Below are 21,253 nucleotides of genomic sequence, written 5' to 3' on the forward strand. Positions count from 1 at the left end.
GCTATGCGAAAGATATTTCTTCCGTTGTTACTGGTGGCACTTTCGCCTGTTGCCCACAGCGAAGGAGTGCAGGAAGTCGAAATTGATGCACCGCTTTCTGGCTGGCATCCGGCAGAGGGTGAAGATGCCAGTTTTTCACAATCGATCAATTACCCCGCGTCGTCCGTCAATATGGCTGATGATCAAAATATCTCTGCGCAGATCCGCGGCAAAATAAAAAATTATGCTGCGGCGGGCAAAACCCAGCAGGGGCGATTGGTGGTCAACGGTGCCAGTATGCCGCAGAGAATTGAATCTGATGGTTCATTTGCGCGCCCTTATATTTTTACCGAAGGCAGCAACAGTGTGCAGGTCATCAGCCCTGATGGGCAAAGCCGACAAAAAATGCAGTTTTACTCTACACCGGGGGCTGGTGCAATTCGCGCGCGTTTACGGTTAGTTCTTTCATGGGATACGGATAATACCGATCTCGATCTCCATGTCGTCACGCCGGATGGTGAACACGCCTGGTACGGTAATACAGCGCTGAAAAATAGTGGCGCACTGGATATGGATGTCACGACAGGTTACGGACCAGAGATTTTCGCTATGCCTGCGCCGATTCACGGGCGCTATCAGGTGTATATCAACTACTATGGCGGACGCAGCGAAACGGAATTGACGACTGCTCAACTGACGCTCATCACTGATGAAGGCTCGGTCAATGAAAAACAGGAAACTTTTGTTGTCCCGATGCGTAATGCTGGTGAACTGACGCTGGTGAAAAGTTTTGACTGGTAATTAATGAGGTTACCTTCACTGTCGTTGTTTAAGAAAACGCCCGATGACTTTCGCTATCGGGCGTTTTTGTTTATTAATTCAACCGTTCAATCACCATCGCAATTCCCTGACCACCACCAATACATAGCGTTGCCAGCCCCAGCGTTTTATCGCGTGCCTGCATTGCATGTAACAGAGTGACCAGAATACGTGCACCGCTGGCACCGATAGGATGCCCGAGCGCGATAGCCCCGCCGTTAACATTCACTTTCTCAGGATCAAAGCCCAGGGTTTTCCCTACGGCAAGGAACTGCGCAGCAAACGCTTCATTGGCTTCGATAAGATCAATATCTGCCAGTTGCAGCCCTGCCAGTTGTAACGCTTTTTGTGTGGCAGGTACTGGCCCCATTCCCATCAACGCGGGAGCCACGCCGCCGCTGGCATAGCTTTTAATGCGAGCCAGTGGTTTAAGGCCTGCCGCCAGCGCCGCCGATTCTTCCATAATCACCAGTGCGGCAGCACCGTCGTTAATGCCTGAAGCATTCCCGGCAGTGACCGTTCCGGCTTTGTCGAAGGCCGGGCGCAATGCAGCCAGAGCTTCTGCAGTAGAATCTGCTTTCGGGAATTCATCGCGATCGAAGACGATGGTTTTCTTCCGTGTGACGACATTTACCGGGACAATTTCGGCTGTAAAAGCACCAGATTCAATTGCCGTTGCCGCTTTACGCTGTGAATTTAGTGCCAGTTCATCCTGCATTTCACGGGTAATTCCGTACTCTTTAGCCACGTTTTCGGCGGTAATCCCCATATGATAACCGTGGGTGGCGCACATCAGACCATCGCGCAGGATTACGTCATAAACCTGACCGTCTCCCAGACGATAACCTGAGCGTGCTTTTGCATCGAGTAAGTAGGGCGCTAAACTCATGTTCTCCATTCCACCCGCGACGATGCTCTGCGCCTGACCGGCCTGAATCGCCTGGGCGGCAAGCGCCACGCTTTTCAGACCCGAGCCACACACTTTGTTGATCGTAAATCCGCACACCGTTTCTGCCAGCCCGCTTTTAAGCAATGCCTGACGCGCCGGGTTTTGCCCTAAACCCGCCTGCAGGACGTTACCCATAATCACTTCATCTACGTGTTGTGAGTCAATTTTTGCGCGTTCAATGGCGGCCTGGATCACCGTTGCCCCTAGATCGATAGCGCTGGTGGAGGCGAGTGAACCGTTAAAACTACCGATGGCAGTACGTACCGCACTGACGATGACACAATTTTTCATTTTATATTCCTTCTGTCTGTAGAGTTGCCGTCAGAACAGCGTTAAACCAATGACGAAAATGATGCCGGAGAAGAGCAGGGCAGTGATGCAATAGCCCATGATGTCGCGGACACCGAGTCCGGCGATTGCCAGTGCTGGCAGCGCCCAGAACGGTTGAGCCATGTTCATCCATTGCTCGCCGTAGGCGATCGCCATTACGGATTTACCCAGATCTGCGCCCAGTGCCTGGGCTGCGGGTATCACAAATGGCCCCTGAATAACCCAGTGACCACCGCCAGAAGGTACGGCGAAGTTGATCAGCGCAGAGCTAAAGAAGGTCATTACCGGGAAGGTGTCCTTATTTGCGACATTGATAAAAAATTCGGTAATGAGTCCGCCGAGGCCTGAGTGTTCCATCATTAACTGGATCCCGGCGTAGAAGGGGAATTGCACCAGAATACCGGCGGTACTGCGTGCTGCCGCACTGATAGCACGCATATAAGCCATTGGTGTTTTATGCAGTAGCAGGCCCGCAATCATAAACATCAGATTGACGGTATTTATGGTGATGTTGAAACCATGTTCGATGAAGTACATCGCCAGGTAAGCGATACCGAGTGCACCAATGATCAACGTCAGGATGCGACTTTCCTCCAGTCGCTCGGATGGTGGGGCATCTTTCGGTAGCTGCTTCTGAAAATCAGCCTCTTCCTGGAGTAGTTTCGGATCGATACTCACCACGTCTGACGGTTTTGGCATCATCATGCGGGTGATAAACGGCATCACCACAATCAATGCCACAGTGATGAAAATGTTAAAACCACTGAACAGAGTATCGCCCACCGGGATAAGCCCGGCGATATGCTCAACCGGGTTGCCCGGTGTGGCAGCCAACAGAGGCATTGAGCCAGAGAAGCCGCCGCCCCAGGTGAGAAAACCAATGTAGGCGCAGGCAATGAGCAACGGATAATCAGAACCGGGTACTCGCCGGGCGACTTCACGGGCGAACATTGCGCCAACAACCAGACCAAATCCCCAGTTGATGACACAAGCGACTGAGCCAAAGAAAGTGACCAGCATGACGCCCTGTACGGGCGTCTTTGCAGCGGAGGCGGCAGTACGCAGCAAGCTTTTCACCGGAGCGGAGCTGGCAAGGGCATGACCGGTAACGATGATAAGCGCCATCTGCATACCGAACGCCAGCAAGTTCCAGAAACCGTCACCCCACATTTTCACCATGTTGATCGGCGTTTGTGGTGTTAACCAAAGCGCGATCACGAATGTTAGCAACGTCAGCAACATGGCAAAGATCAGGGGATCGGGAAGCCACCGGCTGACAAAACGCGTCATAAAACGCGAGATGCGACCAATCATAAATCACCCCGTTGCGTATTCAGATCGGTGGCTACTTCAAAATGAGCTTCGGTTTTGGCACGCACGGTGGCTAAATCACATCCGTCGGCAATTTCGGTGAGCCACATTTTGCCGTCAACGAAACGAAAGACTGCCAGTTCTGTTACCAGCATATGCACCGCGTGTTGCGCAGTGAGCGGCATGGTGCAGCGGCGCAAGATTTTTGGTGAACCATCTTTGGCGCAATGTTCCATGGCAATGATCACTTTGCGCGACCCGGTCACCAGATCCATCGCTCCACCCATACCGGGCACCATTTTCCCAGGCACTACCCAGTTCGCGAGGTTGGCTTCTTCGTCTACCTGTAAACCACCGAGCACGCAGGCATCAATATGGCCGCCGCGGATCAGTGCAAATGACATGGCGCTGTCAAACATGGCTGCTCCAGGCAAAACACCGCATGGCTGTCCGCCAGCGTTCACCAGATCAGGGTGTGCCGTTGTCACCGGGCCTAGCCCCAAAAAACCGTTTTCCGATTGCAGAGTGATATGAATGCCTTCTGGCAAATAGTTGGCGACCATCGTCGGCAGACCAATGCCCAGATTCACGATGTCACCATCACGAAGCTCTTGCGCCACACGGCGCGCAATACGTTGTTTCGCATCCATTATTTGCTCTCCTGTGAAACGATGATGTGGTCGATAACGGCACCAGGGGGGACAATATGGTCAGGTTGCAACTCTCCGGTTTCGACCAGTTCATCTGGCTCTACCAGCGTGATATCAGCCGCAAGGGCAATCAGGGGGTTAAAGTTGCGGGCGCTAAGTTGATAGGTCAGGTTGCCAAGTGTGTCGCAACGATGAGCGCGAATTAGCGCCAGGTCGGCGCGCAGTGGACGCTCAAGTAACCAGGTTTTGCCGTCGAGTGTCAGCGTCTGTTTGCCTTCCTCTACGACGGTTCCGACACCGGTTGGAGTGAGAAAGCCACCAAGTCCGGCACCACCACAGCGAATTTGCTCGATTAGCGTACCTTGTGGCACCAGAACGACGTCCATTTCACCAGATATCATGCGCCGACCTGTTTCCGGGTTGGTGCCGATATGTGAAGCAATCACTTTGCGGACACGACCATTGACGATGAGCGGGCCGATGCCGGTATCAACAAACGCGGTATCATTGGCTATCAATGTCAGGTCGCGAACGCCTGATTCCAGTAATGCTTCAACCAGGCGGGATGGAGTGCCAATCCCCATAAATCCGCCCACCATGATGGTCATGCCGTCACGAAAGAAGCCGGAGGCGTCTTGTAATGTCATCAATTTTGTTTTCATTATTTATCCCTCTTGCATACACCGTTGTGGGTACAGTCAGGGAATAGCAAGGGGAGTGCCAGAATGAGAATATTTGCTGTTGTTTTTTAACTGGTTGAATAATAAAGAGTAAGTTAGAAGGGGATGACGAAGGTGAATGATCGGCTATGCAGAAATTTGCGCACTGTGCAAATTCCTGCATAGCAAGTTTTGGTGTTATACATCCGCCGGATCGATACCGTATTCCTGAAGTTTATACATCAATGCACGGCGACTGATGCCCAGCATTAAAGCCGTGCGGGTTCGGTTGCCGTCCTGTTGTTCCAGAACTTCCATAATGATGCGTTTTTCGACGCGTTTAATTTCCTCTTTTAAATTACGCTCACCGGCAGGGGCTGTTTTGGCCTCACCAGCGCTACAGACAGGCTGACGAATCTGCGGCGGAAGATCCTCAGAAAAAATGATCGGGCCTGAATTCATCACGACGGCGCGTTCAATGACGTTGGAAAGCTCACGAATATTTCCCGGCCATGACCAGGCTGTAAGCAGTGACATTGCCATCGGATCGATATCGATAATATCGCGCTGATTCTCACTACTGAATTTTTGCAAAAAGTGATTAGCTAACAGGGAAATATCTTCCCGACGATCGCGCAGAGGTGGCAGTATTAAATGAATAACGTTAAGGCGATAAAAGAGATCTTCACGGAAAGTGCCTTCTTTAACCATTGCCTGCAAGTCGCGGTTGGTGGCAGCAATGATGCGGATATCAACTTTTATGGTTTGATGGCCGCCTATCCGTTCAAATTCCCGTTCCTGAAGAATGCGTAGTAATTTGGCTTGCAGTACCAGCGGCATTTCGCCAATTTCGTCGAGGAGCAGAGTACCTTCGTTGGCGCGTTCAAATAATCCCTGACGCAAGGATTGTGCACCAGTAAATGCGCCTTTTTCATGACTAAACAGTTCACTTTCGAGCAACGATTCCGGTAGCGCCGCGCAGTTGACTTTAATAAATGGCCCCTTTGCCCGCCGCGAATTGTAGTGAATCGCTCTGGCAATCAATTCTTTTCCGGTGCCACTTTCACCGCTAATCAAGACGCTGGCCTGAGAAAGGGCAATTTTGGCGGTGTCTTTGCAGATGTCCATCATCGCCGGGCTGTTGGTGAGAATGTGCCCCCATTGCCAACTAGTGCTCAGTGCCTGGTGCAGATGGCGGATCTCTTTTTTCATTGACTGGAGTTGTAAAGCTCGCTGAACGATTAAATTCAACTCATCGAGATCAAACGGTTTGATAACATAGTCGAAGGCACCGCAACGTAGTGCTTCGACGGCGGTTTCCACTTCAGCATAGGCCGTCATCAGAATAACGGGGGGTCGGGTTTCACGGCTGCGCATCTCCTTTAGTGCCTTGATGCCGTCCATCTCTGGCATGCGGATATCCATCAACACCACGTCAGGGTGAATATCGGCAAACAGTTGTAATGCTGTGCGTCCGTTGTTCGCACAATGTGTTTCGTATCCTTGTAGTGCAAAAGCGGTGCTCAACATACGGCGAACATTATCTTCATCATCAACAATAAGGATGCGATTAATAGCGGTCATACGGTCTGATTTCCCTGCGGGTTGATCGGTAAAATAAGGGTGAAGGTTGCGCCGCAGCCCGGCAAACTGGCCACGCGAATATCCCCCTGATGGGCGTTAATGATGCGCTGACTTAACGCCAGACCAAGCCCTGTTCCTGAGGCTTTGGTGGTGAAAAAGGGATCGAAGATCTTTTTTTGCAGCGAGAGATCAATGCCACAGCCGTTGTCTTCTATCGAAATGGCCTGTTGTGAGTCACTGTACTGCCAGGTTCGAATGCGAATTTTCCCTCGTGCACTGATAGCCTGGACGGCATTGATCAGGATATTCAGTAGTACCTGTTTGAGCAGTTCACGATCGGCGCTAATCGGGCTTAATTCATCATCCAGTTCGCTTATGAAGTCGACCCGCGCTTGTACTCCGGCGGTTTGCACCAGTACCAGAGTTTCTTCAATCAATGCATTAAGGCTGACTTGTTGCCATTGACTGTGGCGTGGGCGTGAAAAATCGAGCAATTGCTGAATGACTTTGTTAATTGAGTCGATTTCTTTGAGCACAACGGACAGATATTCCTGATGTATTAGGTCACTGGTTTGTTGGCGTAGGATCTGCACATAACCACGGATAGCCGTCAGCGGATTACGTACTTCATGCGCCACGCCTGCCATCAGTTCACCCAGGGTGGCGAGGCGTTCAGCTTGCGCCATGCGGCGTTGGGTTTCTTTTCGGGCAGTTAAATCAGAGAAAATCACCAAAGCACCTATCATTTCACCATGCGTGTTATGAATACGACTGGTAGTGACACTGAGTTCAATGGTGCGGTCACGGCCTGGAAAACTGATTTCCAGTGCCACGTGTTCGGTGCCATGTTCCAGCGTATCCAGTACAGGACTGTAGAACTGAGTATTGTCGAACAACATGGCGTAAGGCTGCCCTACCAGTTCATGACGTTGATAGCCAGTGATGATTTCTGCTGCGGGGTTCATGGTGGTTACATCACCCTGGCGGTCAATGGCAATGACGCCATCGGCAGCGTTTTCAATAATCAGATCGTTAAGTGTCCGCGTTTCACGCAGTGCCTGGGCGAGGTTGTTAACACTCTGGCTGATTTGCCCCATTTCACCGGGCAATTGTGGTAATCGGGTAGGAATATTTTGCGCCAGAGTCGAGAGGCCATCGGTGATGATATCTATATTGGCGCTCAGGCGGCGGGAGAAGAGCACAATCAACAGCAGGCTAATCAGCAAACCGGCGGTGAGCACAATGATAATCCTCACATCCATTTTCCAGGCCTGGCGTTGAATATCTTCGGTTAATTCATTGGCCCAGATATAACCGAGGACTTCACCATTACGTTCAATGGGAATCATTGAATTCAGAATATCGCCGCGAACTTGCCTGCCTGAATAAACTAAAGGTGTATTTGTACGCATTACTTCGCGACCAGGGTGATCCGCGGCGATAGTAACGCCCACATTATTCTGATATAGCGCTGAAGGCGCGTAGGTGATTATCGCATCCAGCGTCTTGTTGTAATAACCAGCACCTATCCCAGGGAAGGCGTGAGTGATATTTTCGGTAATGGGAGCAAGTTCTGCGTTCAATGCGCGGATACGCTCTTCACGCGGTAAGTTGTTGTAGAGATCGTAGCGATCGCCTAGCGCCTGATTAAGCAGATTGACCACGGCAGAAAGTTTTTTCTCTTTTTCAGATAAGACTGCTGAACGTCCTTCCGTTTCTACGATATAACCAATAGTAAGCGTTGGGACAATGACCATCAGGATTGCCATCAGGATCATTTGATTGCGTAAGCGGCGTGGATAAATCCACTTCATATAATTCATGCTGAAATCCACCAATCTTGTCCGGTATATGACGATTATCGGGGGTTAAGGTGATGATTTCTCGGCGGTGTATCATATTACCGGGATGACAGAACATTGCGGTGGCACGTTTTTACCGCTACCTTAACCACACTCCATCGGTCACCTGAGGCGGAGCTTCGCCCCTTTGAAATACCTTGCTTCTTTTCGTACAACCCTGAAAGTTTCGCGCTATATGTTCAGAGCATTGGCGTTATTGCTCTGGCTGTTGATTGCTTTCTCATCAGTGTTTTACATCGTCAATGCTCTGCATCAGCGAGAATCTGAGATTCGTCAGGAATTTAACCTGAGCTCCGATCAGGCTCAGCGGTTTATCCAACGCACTTCTGATGTGATGAAAGAGCTGAAGTACATTGCCGAAAATCGCTTGTCTGCAGAAAACGGCGTACTTTCCCCGCGTGGGCGGGAAACGCAAACGGATGTGCCCGAGTTCGAACCGCTGTTTGCCGATTCTGACTGTTCCGCGATGAGTAACACCTGGCGGGGATCTCTGGAGTCGCTGGCATGGTTTATGCGCTACTGGCGCGATAATTTCTCTGCAGCTTACGATCTCAACCGCGTATTTTTGATCGGCAGCGATAACCTCTGCATGGCAAACTTTGGTTTGCGTGATATGCCTGTCGAACGCGATACCGCCTTGAAAGCTCTGCATGAGCGCATCAATAAGTATCGTAATGCGCCGCAGGATGACAGTGGCAGCAACCTCTATTGGATCAGCGAAGGCCCGCGCCCTGGCGTCGGGTATTTCTACGCGCTGACGCCGGTTTATCTGGCGAACCGTTTGCAGGCCTTGTTGGGCGTTGAACAAACCATTCGGATGGAGAACTTCTTTTTACCGGGTACATTACCGATGGGAGTCACCATCCTTGATGAGAATGGTCATACCCTGATTTCGTTGACCGGACCGGAAAGTAAAATCAAAGCTGAACCGCGTTGGATGCAGGAACGCTCCTGGTTCGGTTATACACCAGGTTTCCATGAGCTGGTGCTGAAGAAAAATCTGCCGCCGTCATCGTTAAGCATTGTTTACTCGGTGCCCGTTGATCAGGTGCTGGAACGCATACGTATGCTGATCCTCAACGCGATTTTGCTCAATGTGATCACCGGGGCGGCGTTGTTTACCCTCGCGCGGATGTATGAGCGGCGTATTTTCATTCCGGCGGAAAGCGACGCCCAGCGTCTGGAGGAGCATGAGCAGTTTAATCGCAAGATTGTCGCCTCCGCGCCGGTCGGGATCTGCATTTTGCGTACCGCTGATGGCGTCAATATTTTGAGTAACGAACTGGCGCATACCTATCTCAATATGCTTACGCATGAGGATCGCCAGCGGCTGACGCAAATTATTTGCGGTCAACAGGTCAATTTTGTCGATGTCCTGACCAGCAACAATACCAATCTGCAAATCAGTTTCGTCCATTCGCGCTATCGTAATGAAAACGTGGCGATTTGCGTACTTGTCGATGTTTCTTCACGTGTGAAGATGGAAGAGTCGCTGCAAGAGATGGCGCAGGCAGCAGAACAGGCGAGCCAATCGAAATCGATGTTCCTTGCTACCGTCAGCCACGAGCTGCGTACACCACTGTACGGCATTATCGGTAACTTGGATCTATTGCAAACTAAAGAGTTACCGAAAGGCGTTGACCGTCTGGTGACGGCAATGAACAACTCTTCCAGTCTGCTGTTGAAAATTATCAGCGACATTCTCGATTTTTCGAAGATTGAATCGGAACAGTTGAAGATAGAACCGCGTGAGTTTTCACCGCGTGAAGTGATGAACCATATCACCGCCAACTATTTGCCGCTGGTGGTGCGTAAACAGCTTGGTTTGTACTGCTTTATTGAACCGGATGTGCCGGTAACTTTAAACTGTGATCCGATGCGTTTACAGCAGGTCATCTCCAACCTGTTGAGTAACGCCATAAAATTTACCGATACCGGCTGCATTGTTCTGCATGTCCGTGCCGATGGTGATTATCTCTCTATTCGCGTTCGCGATACCGGCGTGGGTATCCCGGCGAAAGAAGTGGTGCGGCTGTTTGATCCCTTCTTCCAGGTGGGGACAGGCGTTCAGCGTAACTTCCAGGGAACCGGTCTGGGGCTGGCGATTTGTGAAAAATTGATCAGCATGATGGACGGTGACATCTCGGTGGAGTCTGAACCTGGTATGGGAAGCCAGTTTACCGTGCGTATTCCACTGTACGGCGCACAATATCCACATAAAAAAGGCGTTGAAGGGTTAACGGGTAAACGCTGTTGGTTGGCGGTACGCAATGCGTCGCTATGCCAATTTATCGAAACCAGTTTGCAGCGCAGTGGTGTAGTCGTTACAACATATGAAGGTCAGGAACCGTCACCTGAGGATGTGTTGATTACTGATGAGCCGCTGAGTGAAAAATGGCAGGGCAGAGCGGTGGTGACTTTCTGCCGCCGACATATTGGCATTCCGCTGGAAAGAGCGCCCGGTGAATGGGAGCATAGCGTTGCTTCGTCGCATGAACTGCCTGTGCTACTGGCGCGTATCTATCGGGTTGAGATGGAAAATGATGATCCTGGCAACGTTCTGCCGCTGGCGGACAAAGAGTCTACCAGCAACGACGACATGATGATTCTGGTGGTTGATGATCATCCTATTAACCGTCGCTTATTGGCCGATCAGCTCGGATCGTTGGGTTATCAGTGTAAGACCGCGAATGATGGTATCGATGCGCTTAATGTTCTTAGCAAGAATCACATTGATATCGTGCTTAGTGACGTTAACATGCCGAATATGGATGGTTACCGGTTAACGCAGCGTATTCGCCAATTGGGGCTAACATTGCCGGTAATCGGGGTGACAGCCAATGCGTTGGCCGAAGAGAAGCAGCGATGCCTGGAGTCCGGGATGGATAGTTGTCTGTCGAAGCCGGTGACGCTGGATGTCATAAAACAGACGCTGACGATGTATGCCGAAAGAGTCAGGAAAGCGCGGAAATCATCGTAGGGTGCGGTCGGTGTAAATGTCTGATGCGACGCTGGCACGTCGTATCAGGCCTGCGTTTGTGCAATCTATTGAAATATTGGGATTTGTAGGCCGGATAAGGTGTTTACACCGCATCCGACCTGTTGGCTGGCTAAATTACTCTTTATCCGCCGGACTTAAGGTAACAGAAGAAAGATAGTTCAGCAGGGCGATATCGTTCTCGACGCCCAGCTTCATCATCGCGGATTTCTTCTGGCTGCTAATGGTCTTGATGCTGCGGTTGAGCTTTTTGGCAATCTCGGTAACCAGGAAACCTTCTGCAAACAGGCGCAGTACTTCACTCTCTTTAGGCGAGAGACGCTTGTCGCCGTAACCACTGGCACTGATTTTCTCCAGCAAACGAGAAACGCTTTCTGGGGTAAATTTCTTGCCTTTTTGCAACGCGGCGAGGGCTTTCGGCAGATCCGTAGGCGCGCCTTGCTTCAGTACGATCCCTTCGATATCCAGGTCCAGTACCGCACTAAGAATTGCCGGGTTGTTGTTCATGGTCAGAACAATGATCGACAGGCTTGGGAAATGGCGCTTGATGTATTTGATCAAGGTGATCCCGTCACCGTATTTATCTCCAGGCATGGAGAGATCGGTAATCAACACGTGCGCGTCCAGTTTCGGCAGATTGTTGATCAGTGCTGTGGAATCTTCAAATTCGCCGACAACATTCACCCACTCAATTTGTTCAAGTGATTTTCGAATACCGAACAGTACTATCGGATGGTCATCGGCAATAATTACGTTCATATTGTTCATGTAATAGGCTACCTTGCTACAGCAAGCTCTTGACATAGCTGTCAATGTCGCTGATGTATTTTTCTGTTCCTGGAACATCCTTCTCACGAATAAGATGTTCCAGCGTTTCACATAACTGCTTGCCGGGTACCAGATTTAGCATGGCAAATACGCCTTTAAGACGATGAGCCGTTTGGGCTAATGCAGCAAAGTCACTGGTTGCTGCTTCAGTATATAGCCTCTTAACATCATCCGGTACTGTGTCTACAAAGAGCGCATAATAGCCGCTGGCATGGAGTTGCGCATTTTCATCTCCACCCATAGGCGATTCTGTCACCTCTTCCTGCGCCAGTTGCACTTCAATTAATTGTAAGACTGCTTCCTGCATAGCATTGCTCATATTGAAATTGACGCACAATTGACCAGGCCCAATTTCCCGTACGCCAGACTCATCATCGTTTAAAAGCAAGCCAGAGGCAGTAAGATTAGACGGATTATCCGTTAAAAAGATATCATAATCCTGACTAATTAATCTTTCATCGGGTGTGATACAGGTTGCCCCCCAATTTTCTAACTGGCGAGTGACAATATTCCGAATTTCTGTAGAAGTTACATCCACCATCACGGTGACATCATCCAGTAAACGTTCCTCTTCCTCTTCAACGTCCGGGTCTGCCGGGAGCATTTTGATATGCACGGAGTAGCGTGTACCAAGGCCGTCCCGTGTTTTGATGTTTAAATGACCGCCCAGTTTGCGCGCCAGTTGATCACTCAACCAGAATGCCAGCGGGTCTGCCTTACCATAGCGATCGCTCTGGGTCTGGTTGATGAACGGGAAATGTAAATTATCCATTTCATGAATACTTACACCATCTCCGGTGTCCAGAATACGGAAAGTCAGACGTTCTTCGGAGGATTCATCCTGATCAACCTCGAGGGTAATTTTCCCCAGTTGCGTTGAGGTGACGGCATATTGCATCAGCAGCAGCAAAATATGGCGTAAGGCATCACGATCGCCACGGCGCACGTCATGTGCTTTCAGATGATTGTTAATCAGTAGTTGCAGACCTTTGCGTTTGATCGCAGGCAATACAGAAGGCACCACTTCATCAATTAAATCCTGCACGGAGAAAAGCGCAGTCTCGCTCTTCCAGCTATCGTCCGCCAGCATGTTCGCTAACTGAATTTCATCAACCAGTCGTACTAATACGTCCGCCTGATTCGCCAGTTGTTTGCTTTCCGGCGAGTTAAGTTTTGCTGCGCTTTCTGCAAGCCCCCGGGCTGGCTCCTTCAGTGCGTTACCAATGTTTTGCATAAAAGCCATCCGGCCCTGCTGATTTTTCTCATACAGACGCTGTGCCTGCTTGAGTTTCTTGTTTACCAGCACTTCGCGATCCTGATCGCGAATAATGAAGATTTGTGTACGCGGCGCTACCTGGCTGCGGAACATGCGAATCTCATACAGTTCGTTATTAACAGTCGCCTGAATGATTCCCTGATGTTGCTCTGCCATAGTGGTGATATTTTGCAGATTCAAATGCGGTAGCAGATGGTCGGCAATCTTATTGCTTATTACTGTGCGATTCGATTCCTGATCGTGAACCAGCAGGCCGAGCGGTAGGAGTGACACAATCTCTTCATTTATTGCCCGCAAAATACGCAGTTCGTTATTCACTGCAGTACTGGGGGCTCTTTCCGTGGTGCGGCCGGAGAAATGGCGAAAGGTGGTATAACCAAAAAGCGCCAGCGCCAGCAAACCGATGTTCAGTAGCAGTGGCAGCAGAATGTTTTGCAATGTATCCAGCAGTAAAGTGCCGTAAGGAACCTGCCAGACCAATCGCATATCGGTGGAGTTGAGCGCCGAAGAGATTTCAATTTTAGAACTGTTGAAGTTAATGCTGACGCTGTCTGCGGCTTCTTTCTCATTATTATTGTTACCCGTTGCGCCCGCTTCTGGCTCAAGACGGAAGCTATCCAGCGGCATCCCCGGCGGGATCAGGTCATTAATAGGCAGATCAAATGCAACCACCGTCGCCAGATGTCCTGGCTGGTTAAAGGTGGTACGCAAGGTAAAGTAATGGCCGTTCTGCCAGGCAAGACGACGCAGATTAGAAAAACTTTCGCGTTCATCCAGTGCGTTGGCCTGTTGCAGCATCTCCGCGCGACGTGAGTCGACAATGTCACTGACGGTCGACTCTTTGAAACCAGAAGTGAGATCTTTTAATGGCAGAGTAGAGATCAACACCAGGCTGTTATCCTGGCCGTTCAGATAATACATCGACCACGGTACATTTTCTGCGCCCCATAATGTGTCCAGATAAGTAGACATTCGTTGGGTCATCTCAAGCGTTGAATTGTCGTGAGAACCAAAGATCAGGGCTTCTGTTTTGCGGCGTGGTTTTTCCAGATAATAGACATCCTGTTTCAGACGCGTCTCTTGCAAACCTTCACTGGTGGAAGACGAAGTCGTCGCAGCGATGTTGTCGTAGATCTGCCAGGTCACGTAACGCCAGGTATCGACACGCTTTTGTATAGCATGGGTAATGTCGACAATCTGGTAGCTTTTATCTTTTAGCCAGGTGTTGACGGCGCTTTGTACCATCACTCCCATCGTCACAAGTAACACAATGATCAACAGTAAAAAGAAGCGGGTAATGCTCCCCGGTAGGAGTGAAAAGCGGGTCGTGGCCGTTGTCTCTTTCTGACGCATTCGTGTTTATGACCTGTTAAAACTTCTCGAAGTGATAGGGCAGTATAAAGGGTATAGAGCGAAATTCCAGACTATTACCAGATAGATGGTTCTCTCTTCCCCAATGATATTTATCCTTTTGCACGATGGGAAAGAGATGTACATGCGGCATTTTTTTGTACAAATAATCTGCAAAAAGAACAAAGTTAATTACAAATAAGGAAAGATGGCGGGGAATTATAATATTGTTAATTTTATGTGAAACTATTAACAGTTGTTATAATTTTGCATGGGTAGCACAAGAAAATAAAAGTTGTGTAAAGAAGGGTAAAAAAAACCGGATGCGATGCATCCGGTTGAAATAGGGGTAAACAGACATTCAGAAATGAATGACGGTAATAAATAAAGTTAATGATGATAGCGAGACATATTTTAGTTGCGAGTGAAGATTTTGTTTTGGCATTCAGTGCTATCAACGACTTAAGAATAAGTTATTGATTTTAACCTTGAATTATTATTGCTTGATGTTAGGTGCTTATTTCGCCAATCATCAAGAATCTTAAAAAGTTCCATCACATTTACATTTTGAAACATCTATAGCGATAAATGAAACATCTTAAAAGTTTTAGTATCATATTCGTGTTGGATTATTCTGCATTTTTGGGGAGAATGGACTTGCCGACTGATTAATGAGGGTTAATCAGTATGCAGTGGCATAAAAAAGCAAATAAAGGCATATAACAGAGGGTTAATAACATGAAAGTTAAAGTACTGTCCCTCCTGGTCCCAGCTCTGCTGGTAGCAGGCGCAGCAAACGCTGCTGAAGTTTACAACAAAGACGGCAACAAATTAGATCTGTACGGTAAAGTAGACGGCCTGCACTATTTCTCTGACGACAAGTCTGTAGATGGCGACCAGACCTACATGCGTCTCGGCTTCAAAGGTGAAACTCAGGTTACTGACCAACTGACCGGTTATGGCCAGTGGGAATATCAGATCCAGGGCAACGCTCCGGAAAGCGAAAACAACTCCTGGACCCGTGTGGCATTCGCTGGTCTGAAATTCCAGGATATCGGTTCTTTCGACTACGGTCGTAACTACGGCGTTGTTTACGACGTAACTTCCTGGACCGACGTTCTGCCAGAATTCGGTGGCGACACCTACGGTTCTGACAACTTCATGCAGCAGCGTGGTAACGGCTTCGCGACCTACCGTAACACCGACTTCTTCGGTCTGGTTGACGGCCTGAACTTTGCTGTTCAGTATCAGGGTAAAAACGGTAGCGTAAGCGGCGAAGGCATGACCAACAACGGTCGTGGCGCTCTGCGTCAGAACGGCGACGGCGTTGGCGGTTCTATCACTTATGATTACGAAGGCTTCGGTATCGGTGCTGCAGTTTCCAGCTCCAAACGTACTGATGATCAGAACAGCGCTGCTTACATCGGTAACGGCGATCGTGCTGAAACCTACACTGGTGGTCTGAAATACGACGCGAACAACATCTACCTGGCTGCTCAGTACACCCAGACCTATAACGCAACTCGCGTAGGTTCCCTGGGTTGGGCGAACAAAGCACAGAACTTCGAAGCTGTTGCTCAGTACCAGTTCGACTTCGGTCTGCGTCCGTCTGTAGCATACCTGCAGTCTAAAGGTAAAAACCTGGGTGTCATTGCTGGTCATAACTATGACGACGAAGATATCCTGAAATATGTTGATGTTGGTGCTACCTACTACTTCAACAAAAACATGTCCACCTATGTTGACTACAAAATCAACCTGCTGGACGACAACCGTTTCACCCGCGCTGCTGGCATCAACACTGATGACATCGTAGCTCTGGGTCTGGTTTACCAGTTCTAATCTCGATTTATATCGAACAAAGGGCCTGCGGGCCCTTTTTTCATTGTTTTCAGCGTACAAACTCAGTCTTTTGGTGTACTCTTGCGACCGTTCGCATGAGGATAATCACGTATGGAAATGAACTTTACCCGTGTGGCATTGCTGGCTGCCGCGCTCTTGTTTGTTGGTTGCGATCAAAAACCACAACCCGCCAAACCCAACGCTCCTGAAGTTACCGTTCTTGAAGGCAAAACGATGGGAACCTTCTGGCGTGCCAGCATTCCGGGCATTGACGCCAAACGTAGTGTTGAACTCAAAGAGAAGATCCAGACTCAGTTGGATGCCGACGATCAGCTACTTTCGACTTATAAAAAAGATTCCGCGCTGATGCGTTTTAACGACTCGCAAAGTTTATCGCCGTGGCCGGTAAGTGAAGCGATGGCTGATATCGTCACCACTTCGCTACGCATTGGCGCAAAGACTGACGGTGCGATGGATATTACCGTCGGGCCGCTGGTGAATTTGTGGGGCTTTGGCCCGGAGCAACAGCCGGTACAAATCCCGACCCAGGAACAGATCGACGCGATGAAAGCCAAAACCGGCTTACAGCACCTGACGGTAATTAATCAGTTGCATCAGCAATATCTGCAAAAAGATGTGCCGGACTTATATGTCGATCTCTCCACCGTGGGTGAAGGTTATGCGGCAGATCATCTGGCGCGCCTCATGGAGCAGGAAGGTATTTCCCGCTATCTGGTGTCGGTTGGCGGCGCACTGAACAGCCGGGGCATGAATGGTGAAGGGCAGCCGTGGCGGGTGGCGATCCAAAAACCGACCGATAAAGAGAATGCGGTTCAGGCCGTGGTCGATATCAATGGCCACGGGATTAGCACCTCCGGTAGCTATCGCAACTATTACGAGCTGGACGGCAAACGCCTGTCCCATGTTATCGATCCGCAAACCGGGCGTCCCATCGAACATAATCTGGTGTCCGTGACGGTAATTGCCCCGACGGCGCTGGAGGCCGATACCTGGGACACCGGGTTAATGGTTCTCGGGCCGGATAAAGCCAAAGAAATCGTTCGCCGGGAAGGGCTGGCGGTCTATATGATCACCAAAGAGGGCGATAGTTTTAAAACCTGGATGTCGCCGCAGTTTAAAAGCTTCCTTATCAGCGAAAAAAATTAAAGCGCAAGATTGTTGGTTTTTGCGTGATGGTGACCGGGCAGACTAGAGGCTATCCTTAACCAGGGAGCTGCTTATGAAAAACGCCACATGCTTAACTGACGATCAACGCTGGCAATCTGTCCTGGCCCGCGACCCGCACGCCGACGGCAAATTCGTTTTCGCCGTGCGTACCACGGGCATCTTTTGCCGCCCGTCTTGCCGCGCCAGACATGCCCTGCGGGAAAACGTCTCCTTTTATGCGGATGCCAGCGAGGCGCTTGCCGCAGGTTTTCGCCCCTGCAAACGTTGCCAGCCGGACAAAGCCAATGCCCGGCAAGACCGGTTGGATAAAATCACCCATGCTTGCCGGCTGCTGGAACAAGAAACGCCCGTGACGCTGGAGGCTTTAGCCGACCAGGTGGCGATGAGTCCATTCCACTTACACCGTTTATTTAAAGCCACGACCGGAATGACACCAAAAGCCTGGCAACAGGCCTGGCGCGCTCGTCGCTTGCGCGAATCGTTAACGAAAGGGGAGAGCGTCACCCAGGCGATTCTCCACGCCGGATTTCCCGACGGCAGCAGTTACTACCGTAAAGCCGACGAAACGCTGGGCATGACGGCTAAACAGTTTCGTCATGGTGGCGAAAATCTGGCTGTTCGTTATGCGCTGGCCGATTGTTCGCTGGGGCGTTGCCTGGTGGCGGAAAGTGAGCGGGGGATTTGCGCGATTTTACTGGGCGATGACGATGCGACATTAATTGGCGAGCTACAGCAGATGTTTCCTGCCGCCGACAACGCCCCTGCTGATCCGACATTTCAGCAACATGTGCGCGAGGTCATCGCCAGCCTTAATAACCGTAATACGCCGCTGACGTTACCGTTGGATATTCGCGGCACTGCTTTCCAACAACAAGTCTGGCAAGCATTGCGTTCCATTCCTTGTGGTGAAACAGTGAGTTACCAGCGACTGGCAAATTCCATCGGCAAACCAACAGCGGTGCGTGCAGTGGCAAGTGCTTGCGCCGCCAATAAGTTAGCGATCGTTATACCTTGTCATCGGGTGGTACGTGGCGATGGCGCACTTTCCGGTTACCGCTGGGGTGTTTCGCGTAAAGCGCAATTGCTACGTCGCGAAGCTGAAAATGAGGAGAGGTAATGCTGGATCTGTTCACTGATGCTGAACCCTGGCAAGAACCGCTGGCTTCCGGCGCAGTGATCCTGCGCCGTTTTGCTTTTGATATCGCAGAAGATCTGATGCAGGAAATTAACGGTGTCGCCAACCAGTCGCCGTTTCGCCAGATGGTTACACCGGGTGGGTATACCATGTCGGTGGCAATGAGCAACTGTGGACGTCTTGGCTGGACGACTAACCAGCAAGGCTATCTCTATTCGCCTATTGATCCACAAACAAATAAGCCGTGGCCCGCCATGCCGCAAGGCTTTCGTGATTTGTGCCAACGGGCAGCAACGGCGGCGGGGTATCCCGATTTCCAGCCTGACGCTTGCCTTATCAACCGCTACGTCCCTGGCGCGAAACTGTCATTGCATCAGGATAAAGACGAGCCGGATCTGCGCGCGCCAATTGTTTCTGTTTCTCTGGGACTGCCTGCAATTTTCCAGTTTGGCGGCTTGAAACGTAATGATCCGCTAAAACGTCTGTTGCTGGAACATGGCGATGTGGTGGTGTGGGGCGGTGAGTCACGGCTGTTTTATCACGGTATTCAACCGCTAAAAGCGGGATTTCATCCACTGACCGCCGACTGTCGCTACAACCTGACCTTTCGCTAGGCAGGCAAAGAAGAATAAAAATAAGAATTATTATTGCTGTGTGCGCGGAGATGTTTAAACTGCGGGCTGTAATTCATTGTCCGGGTTTTCTGCATGGAACTTCTTGTACTTGTCTGGCGGCAGTATCGCTGGCCATTTATCAGTGTGATGGCGCTCAGCCTCGCCAGTGCGGCGTTAGGCATTGGCTTAATTGCTTTTATCAATCAGCGTCTTATCGAAACGGCAGATACCAGTTTGCTGGTGTTGCCGGAGTTTCTGGGTTTATTGCTGCTGTTGATGGCGGTAACACTGGGATCGCAACTGGCGCTCACCACGCTGGGCCATCATTTCGTTTACCGACTGCGTAGCGAATTTATCAAGCGGATTCTGGATACCCACGTCGAGCGCATTGAACAACTGGGCAGTGCCTCATTGCTGGCGGGGTTAACCAGCGATGTGCGCAATATCACCATCGCTTTTGTGCGCTTACCTGAACTGGTGCAGGGGATCATTCTCACTGTGGGTTCGGCGGCGTATCTGTGGATGCTGTCGGGTAAAATGTTGCTGGTAACGGCGATCTGGATGGCAATCACCATCTGGGGTGGTTTTTTGTTGGTGGCGCGGGTGTACAAACATATGGCGACCCTGCGAGAAACCGAAGACAAGCTGTACACGGATTTTCAAACTGTACTGGAAGGGCGCAAAGAGCTGACCCTGAACCGCGAGCGCGCCGAGTACGTTTTTAACAATCTCTACATCCCCGATGTGCAAGAATATCGCCATCATATTATTCGTGCTGATACATTCCATCTTAGTGCCGTGAACTGGTCGAACATTATGATGCTGGGCGCAATAGGCCTGGTGTTCTGGATGGCAAACAGTCTCGGTTGGGCTGATACCAACGTTGCGGCGACTTATTCGCTGACGCTGTTGTTCCTGCGTACACCGCTGCTTTCGGCGGTTGGTGCGTTGCCGACGCTGCTGACGGCACAGGTGGCGTTCAACAAGCTGAACAAATTCGCGCTCGCGCCTTTTAAAGCGGAGTTTCCGCGCCCGCAGGCGTTTCCCAACTGGCAAACCCTGGAGCTGCGTAACGTGACGTTTAGTTATCAGGATAATGCTTTTTCCGTTGGCCCGATTAACCTCACTATTAAACGTGGCGAACTGCTGTTCCTGATTGGTGGCAACGGTAGCGGTAAATCGACGCTGGCGATGTTGCTGACGGGGTTGTATCAGCCGCAAAGCGGTGAAATTTTGCTGGATGGCAACCCCATCAGCGCTGAAAAACCAGAAGATTATCGCAAGCTGTTTTCCGCCGTGTTTACCGATGTCTGGTTGTTTGATCAACTGCTGGGGCCGGAGGGTAAAACCGCAAATCCACAACTGGTTGAGAAGTGGTTAGATCAGTTGAAAATGGGTCATAAGCTTGAGTTAAGTAACGGGCGTATTCTTAACCTGAAGTTATCGAAAGGGCAGAAGAAACGCGTGGCGTTGTTGCTGGCACTGGCAGAAGAACGCGACATAATCCTGTTGGATGAATGGGCAGCGGATCAGGATCCACACTTCCGCCGTGAGTTTTATCAGGTATTACTGCCGCTGATGCAGGAGATGGGCAAAACGATTTTCGCCATCAGTCATGATGACCACTATTTTATTCACGCCGACCGCCTGCTGGAAATGCGCAGTGGGCTGCTTAGCGAACTAACCGGCGAAGAGCGTGATGCCGCTTCGCGTGATGCCGTTGCCCGGACGGCATGATATTTTGACGCTTACCTGACGGACTTCTGCTGCCAGGTAAGCGTTCCCTTCGTTTCTAATAACCCTATAATTAATCAATGAAATCATAATGTTTATAAAATTAGAAGATAATTTATAAACATTATTTAAATGTTGTTACTTA

At 50.2% G+C, this 21,253-nt stretch carries 15 protein-coding genes; 7 read left to right on the forward strand and 8 right to left on the reverse strand.

What is annotated here, in order from left to right; genetic code table 11:
• Positions 1 to 3: 3 nt before the first annotated feature.
• On the forward strand, positions 4 to 780 hold the full coding sequence (locus C1192_RS00765) for a YfaP family protein (RefSeq protein ID WP_001225842.1): 777 nt from the start codon (positions 4 to 6) through the stop codon (positions 778 to 780).
• A 73-nt stretch (positions 781 to 853) separates the two neighbouring features.
• On the opposite strand, the gene atoB is transcribed toward C1192_RS00765, so the two are convergent.
• The 6 genes from atoB to atoS form a co-directional block, all read right to left on the reverse strand.
• On the reverse strand, positions 854 to 2,038 hold the full coding sequence (gene atoB / locus C1192_RS00770) for an acetyl-CoA acetyltransferase (RefSeq protein ID WP_038355057.1): 1,185 nt from the start codon (positions 2,036 to 2,038) through the stop codon (positions 854 to 856).
• A gap of 30 nt (positions 2,039 to 2,068) precedes the next feature.
• Positions 2,069 to 3,391: a TIGR00366 family protein gene (locus C1192_RS00775; protein ID WP_038355058.1), complete on the reverse strand. Its 1,323-nt coding sequence runs from the start codon at positions 3,389 to 3,391 to the stop codon at positions 2,069 to 2,071.
• Positions 3,388 to 4,038 (reverse strand): acetate CoA-transferase subunit beta, encoded by a 651-nt coding sequence (gene atoA / locus C1192_RS00780; protein WP_000339068.1) that lies wholly within the window; start codon positions 4,036 to 4,038, stop codon positions 3,388 to 3,390. The genes C1192_RS00775 and atoA overlap by 4 nt, the downstream gene beginning before the upstream one ends.
• Positions 4,038 to 4,700: an acetate CoA-transferase subunit alpha gene (gene atoD, locus C1192_RS00785; protein ID WP_038355059.1), complete on the reverse strand. Its 663-nt coding sequence runs from the start codon at positions 4,698 to 4,700 to the stop codon at positions 4,038 to 4,040. Before atoD ends, atoA begins: the two co-directional genes overlap by 1 nt.
• A gap of 195 nt (positions 4,701 to 4,895) precedes the next feature.
• Entirely contained in the window at positions 4,896 to 6,281 is a 1,386-nt protein-coding gene (gene atoC / locus C1192_RS00790; RefSeq protein ID WP_038355060.1) for an acetoacetate metabolism transcriptional regulator AtoC, read from the reverse strand.
• Entirely contained in the window at positions 6,278 to 8,104 is a 1,827-nt protein-coding gene (gene atoS, locus C1192_RS00795) for a two-component system sensor histidine kinase AtoS (protein WP_001516745.1), read from the reverse strand. Before atoS ends, atoC begins: the two co-directional genes overlap by 4 nt.
• Before the next feature lie 166 nt (positions 8,105 to 8,270).
• Between atoS and rcsC the strand changes: the two genes are divergently transcribed.
• Entirely contained in the window at positions 8,271 to 11,123 is a 2,853-nt protein-coding gene (rcsC, locus tag C1192_RS00800) for a two-component system sensor histidine kinase RcsC (protein WP_038355061.1), read from the forward strand.
• Positions 11,124 to 11,258: 135 nt separating this feature from the next.
• Here the strand turns inward: rcsC and rcsB are convergent, their stop codons facing one another.
• Together rcsB and rcsD are read right to left on the reverse strand one after the other, a co-directional pair.
• Positions 11,259 to 11,909: a response regulator transcription factor RcsB gene (gene rcsB / locus C1192_RS00805; protein ID WP_001516743.1), complete on the reverse strand. Its 651-nt coding sequence runs from the start codon at positions 11,907 to 11,909 to the stop codon at positions 11,259 to 11,261.
• Between the two features lie 16 nt (positions 11,910 to 11,925).
• Positions 11,926 to 14,598: a phosphotransferase RcsD gene (rcsD, locus tag C1192_RS00810; protein ID WP_038355062.1), complete on the reverse strand. Its 2,673-nt coding sequence runs from the start codon at positions 14,596 to 14,598 to the stop codon at positions 11,926 to 11,928.
• 735 nt (positions 14,599 to 15,333) lie between these two features.
• Between rcsD and ompC the strand changes: the two genes are divergently transcribed.
• The 5 genes from ompC (at position 15,334) to yojI (ending at position 21,111) form a co-directional block, all read left to right on the forward strand.
• Positions 15,334 to 16,437: a porin OmpC gene (gene ompC / locus C1192_RS00825; RefSeq protein ID WP_001516741.1), complete on the forward strand. Its 1,104-nt coding sequence runs from the start codon at positions 15,334 to 15,336 to the stop codon at positions 16,435 to 16,437.
• A gap of 111 nt (positions 16,438 to 16,548) precedes the next feature.
• Positions 16,549 to 17,604: an FAD:protein FMN transferase ApbE gene (gene apbE, locus C1192_RS00830; protein WP_038355063.1), complete on the forward strand. Its 1,056-nt coding sequence runs from the start codon at positions 16,549 to 16,551 to the stop codon at positions 17,602 to 17,604.
• Between the two features lie 73 nt (positions 17,605 to 17,677).
• Positions 17,678 to 18,742, forward strand: a complete 1,065-nt coding sequence (ada, locus tag C1192_RS00835) for a bifunctional DNA-binding transcriptional regulator/O6-methylguanine-DNA methyltransferase Ada (protein WP_016248976.1) — start codon at positions 17,678 to 17,680, stop codon at positions 18,740 to 18,742.
• A complete protein-coding gene (gene alkB / locus C1192_RS00840) occupies positions 18,742 to 19,374 on the forward strand; it encodes a DNA oxidative demethylase AlkB (RefSeq protein WP_038355064.1) in 633 nt (210 codons plus the stop codon). Before ada ends, alkB begins: the two co-directional genes overlap by 1 nt.
• 93 nt (positions 19,375 to 19,467) lie before the next feature.
• Entirely contained in the window at positions 19,468 to 21,111 is a 1,644-nt protein-coding gene (gene yojI / locus C1192_RS00845; RefSeq protein WP_038355065.1) for a microcin J25 efflux ABC transporter YojI, read from the forward strand.
• The last annotated feature ends 142 nt before the right edge of the window (positions 21,112 to 21,253 follow it).

It is taken from the genome of Escherichia marmotae (assembly GCF_002900365.1).
In the GTDB taxonomy this organism is placed as follows: domain Bacteria; phylum Pseudomonadota; class Gammaproteobacteria; order Enterobacterales; family Enterobacteriaceae; genus Escherichia; species Escherichia marmotae.

What these genes read in the sequence shown, in the direction of transcription:
- atoS (WP_001516745.1), bottom strand. Translation starts at nt 8,104, where the DNA reads ATGAATTATATGAAGTGGATTTATCCACGCCGCTTACGCAATCAAATG.
- yojI (WP_038355065.1), top strand. Translation starts at nt 19,468, where the DNA reads ATGGAACTTCTTGTACTTGTCTGGCGGCAGTATCGCTGGCCATTTATC.
- atoB (WP_038355057.1), bottom strand. Translation starts at nt 2,038, where the DNA reads ATGAAAAATTGTGTCATCGTCAGTGCGGTACGTACTGCCATCGGTAGT.
- rcsD (WP_038355062.1), bottom strand. Translation starts at nt 14,598, where the DNA reads ATGCGTCAGAAAGAGACAACGGCCACGACCCGCTTTTCACTCCTACCG.
- C1192_RS00775 (WP_038355058.1), bottom strand. Translation starts at nt 3,391, where the DNA reads ATGATTGGTCGCATCTCGCGTTTTATGACGCGTTTTGTCAGCCGGTGG.
- atoD (WP_038355059.1), bottom strand. Translation starts at nt 4,700, where the DNA reads ATGAAAACAAAATTGATGACATTACAAGACGCCTCCGGCTTCTTTCGT.
- C1192_RS00765 (WP_001225842.1), top strand. Translation starts at nt 4, where the DNA reads ATGCGAAAGATATTTCTTCCGTTGTTACTGGTGGCACTTTCGCCTGTT.
- apbE (WP_038355063.1), top strand. Translation starts at nt 16,549, where the DNA reads ATGGAAATGAACTTTACCCGTGTGGCATTGCTGGCTGCCGCGCTCTTG.
- ompC (WP_001516741.1), top strand. Translation starts at nt 15,334, where the DNA reads ATGAAAGTTAAAGTACTGTCCCTCCTGGTCCCAGCTCTGCTGGTAGCA.
- atoC (WP_038355060.1), bottom strand. Translation starts at nt 6,281, where the DNA reads ATGACCGCTATTAATCGCATCCTTATTGTTGATGATGAAGATAATGTT.
- alkB (WP_038355064.1), top strand. Translation starts at nt 18,742, where the DNA reads ATGCTGGATCTGTTCACTGATGCTGAACCCTGGCAAGAACCGCTGGCT.
- atoA (WP_000339068.1), bottom strand. Translation starts at nt 4,038, where the DNA reads ATGGATGCGAAACAACGTATTGCGCGCCGTGTGGCGCAAGAGCTTCGT.
- rcsB (WP_001516743.1), bottom strand. Translation starts at nt 11,909, where the DNA reads ATGAACAATATGAACGTAATTATTGCCGATGACCATCCGATAGTACTG.
- ada (WP_016248976.1), top strand. Translation starts at nt 17,678, where the DNA reads ATGAAAAACGCCACATGCTTAACTGACGATCAACGCTGGCAATCTGTC.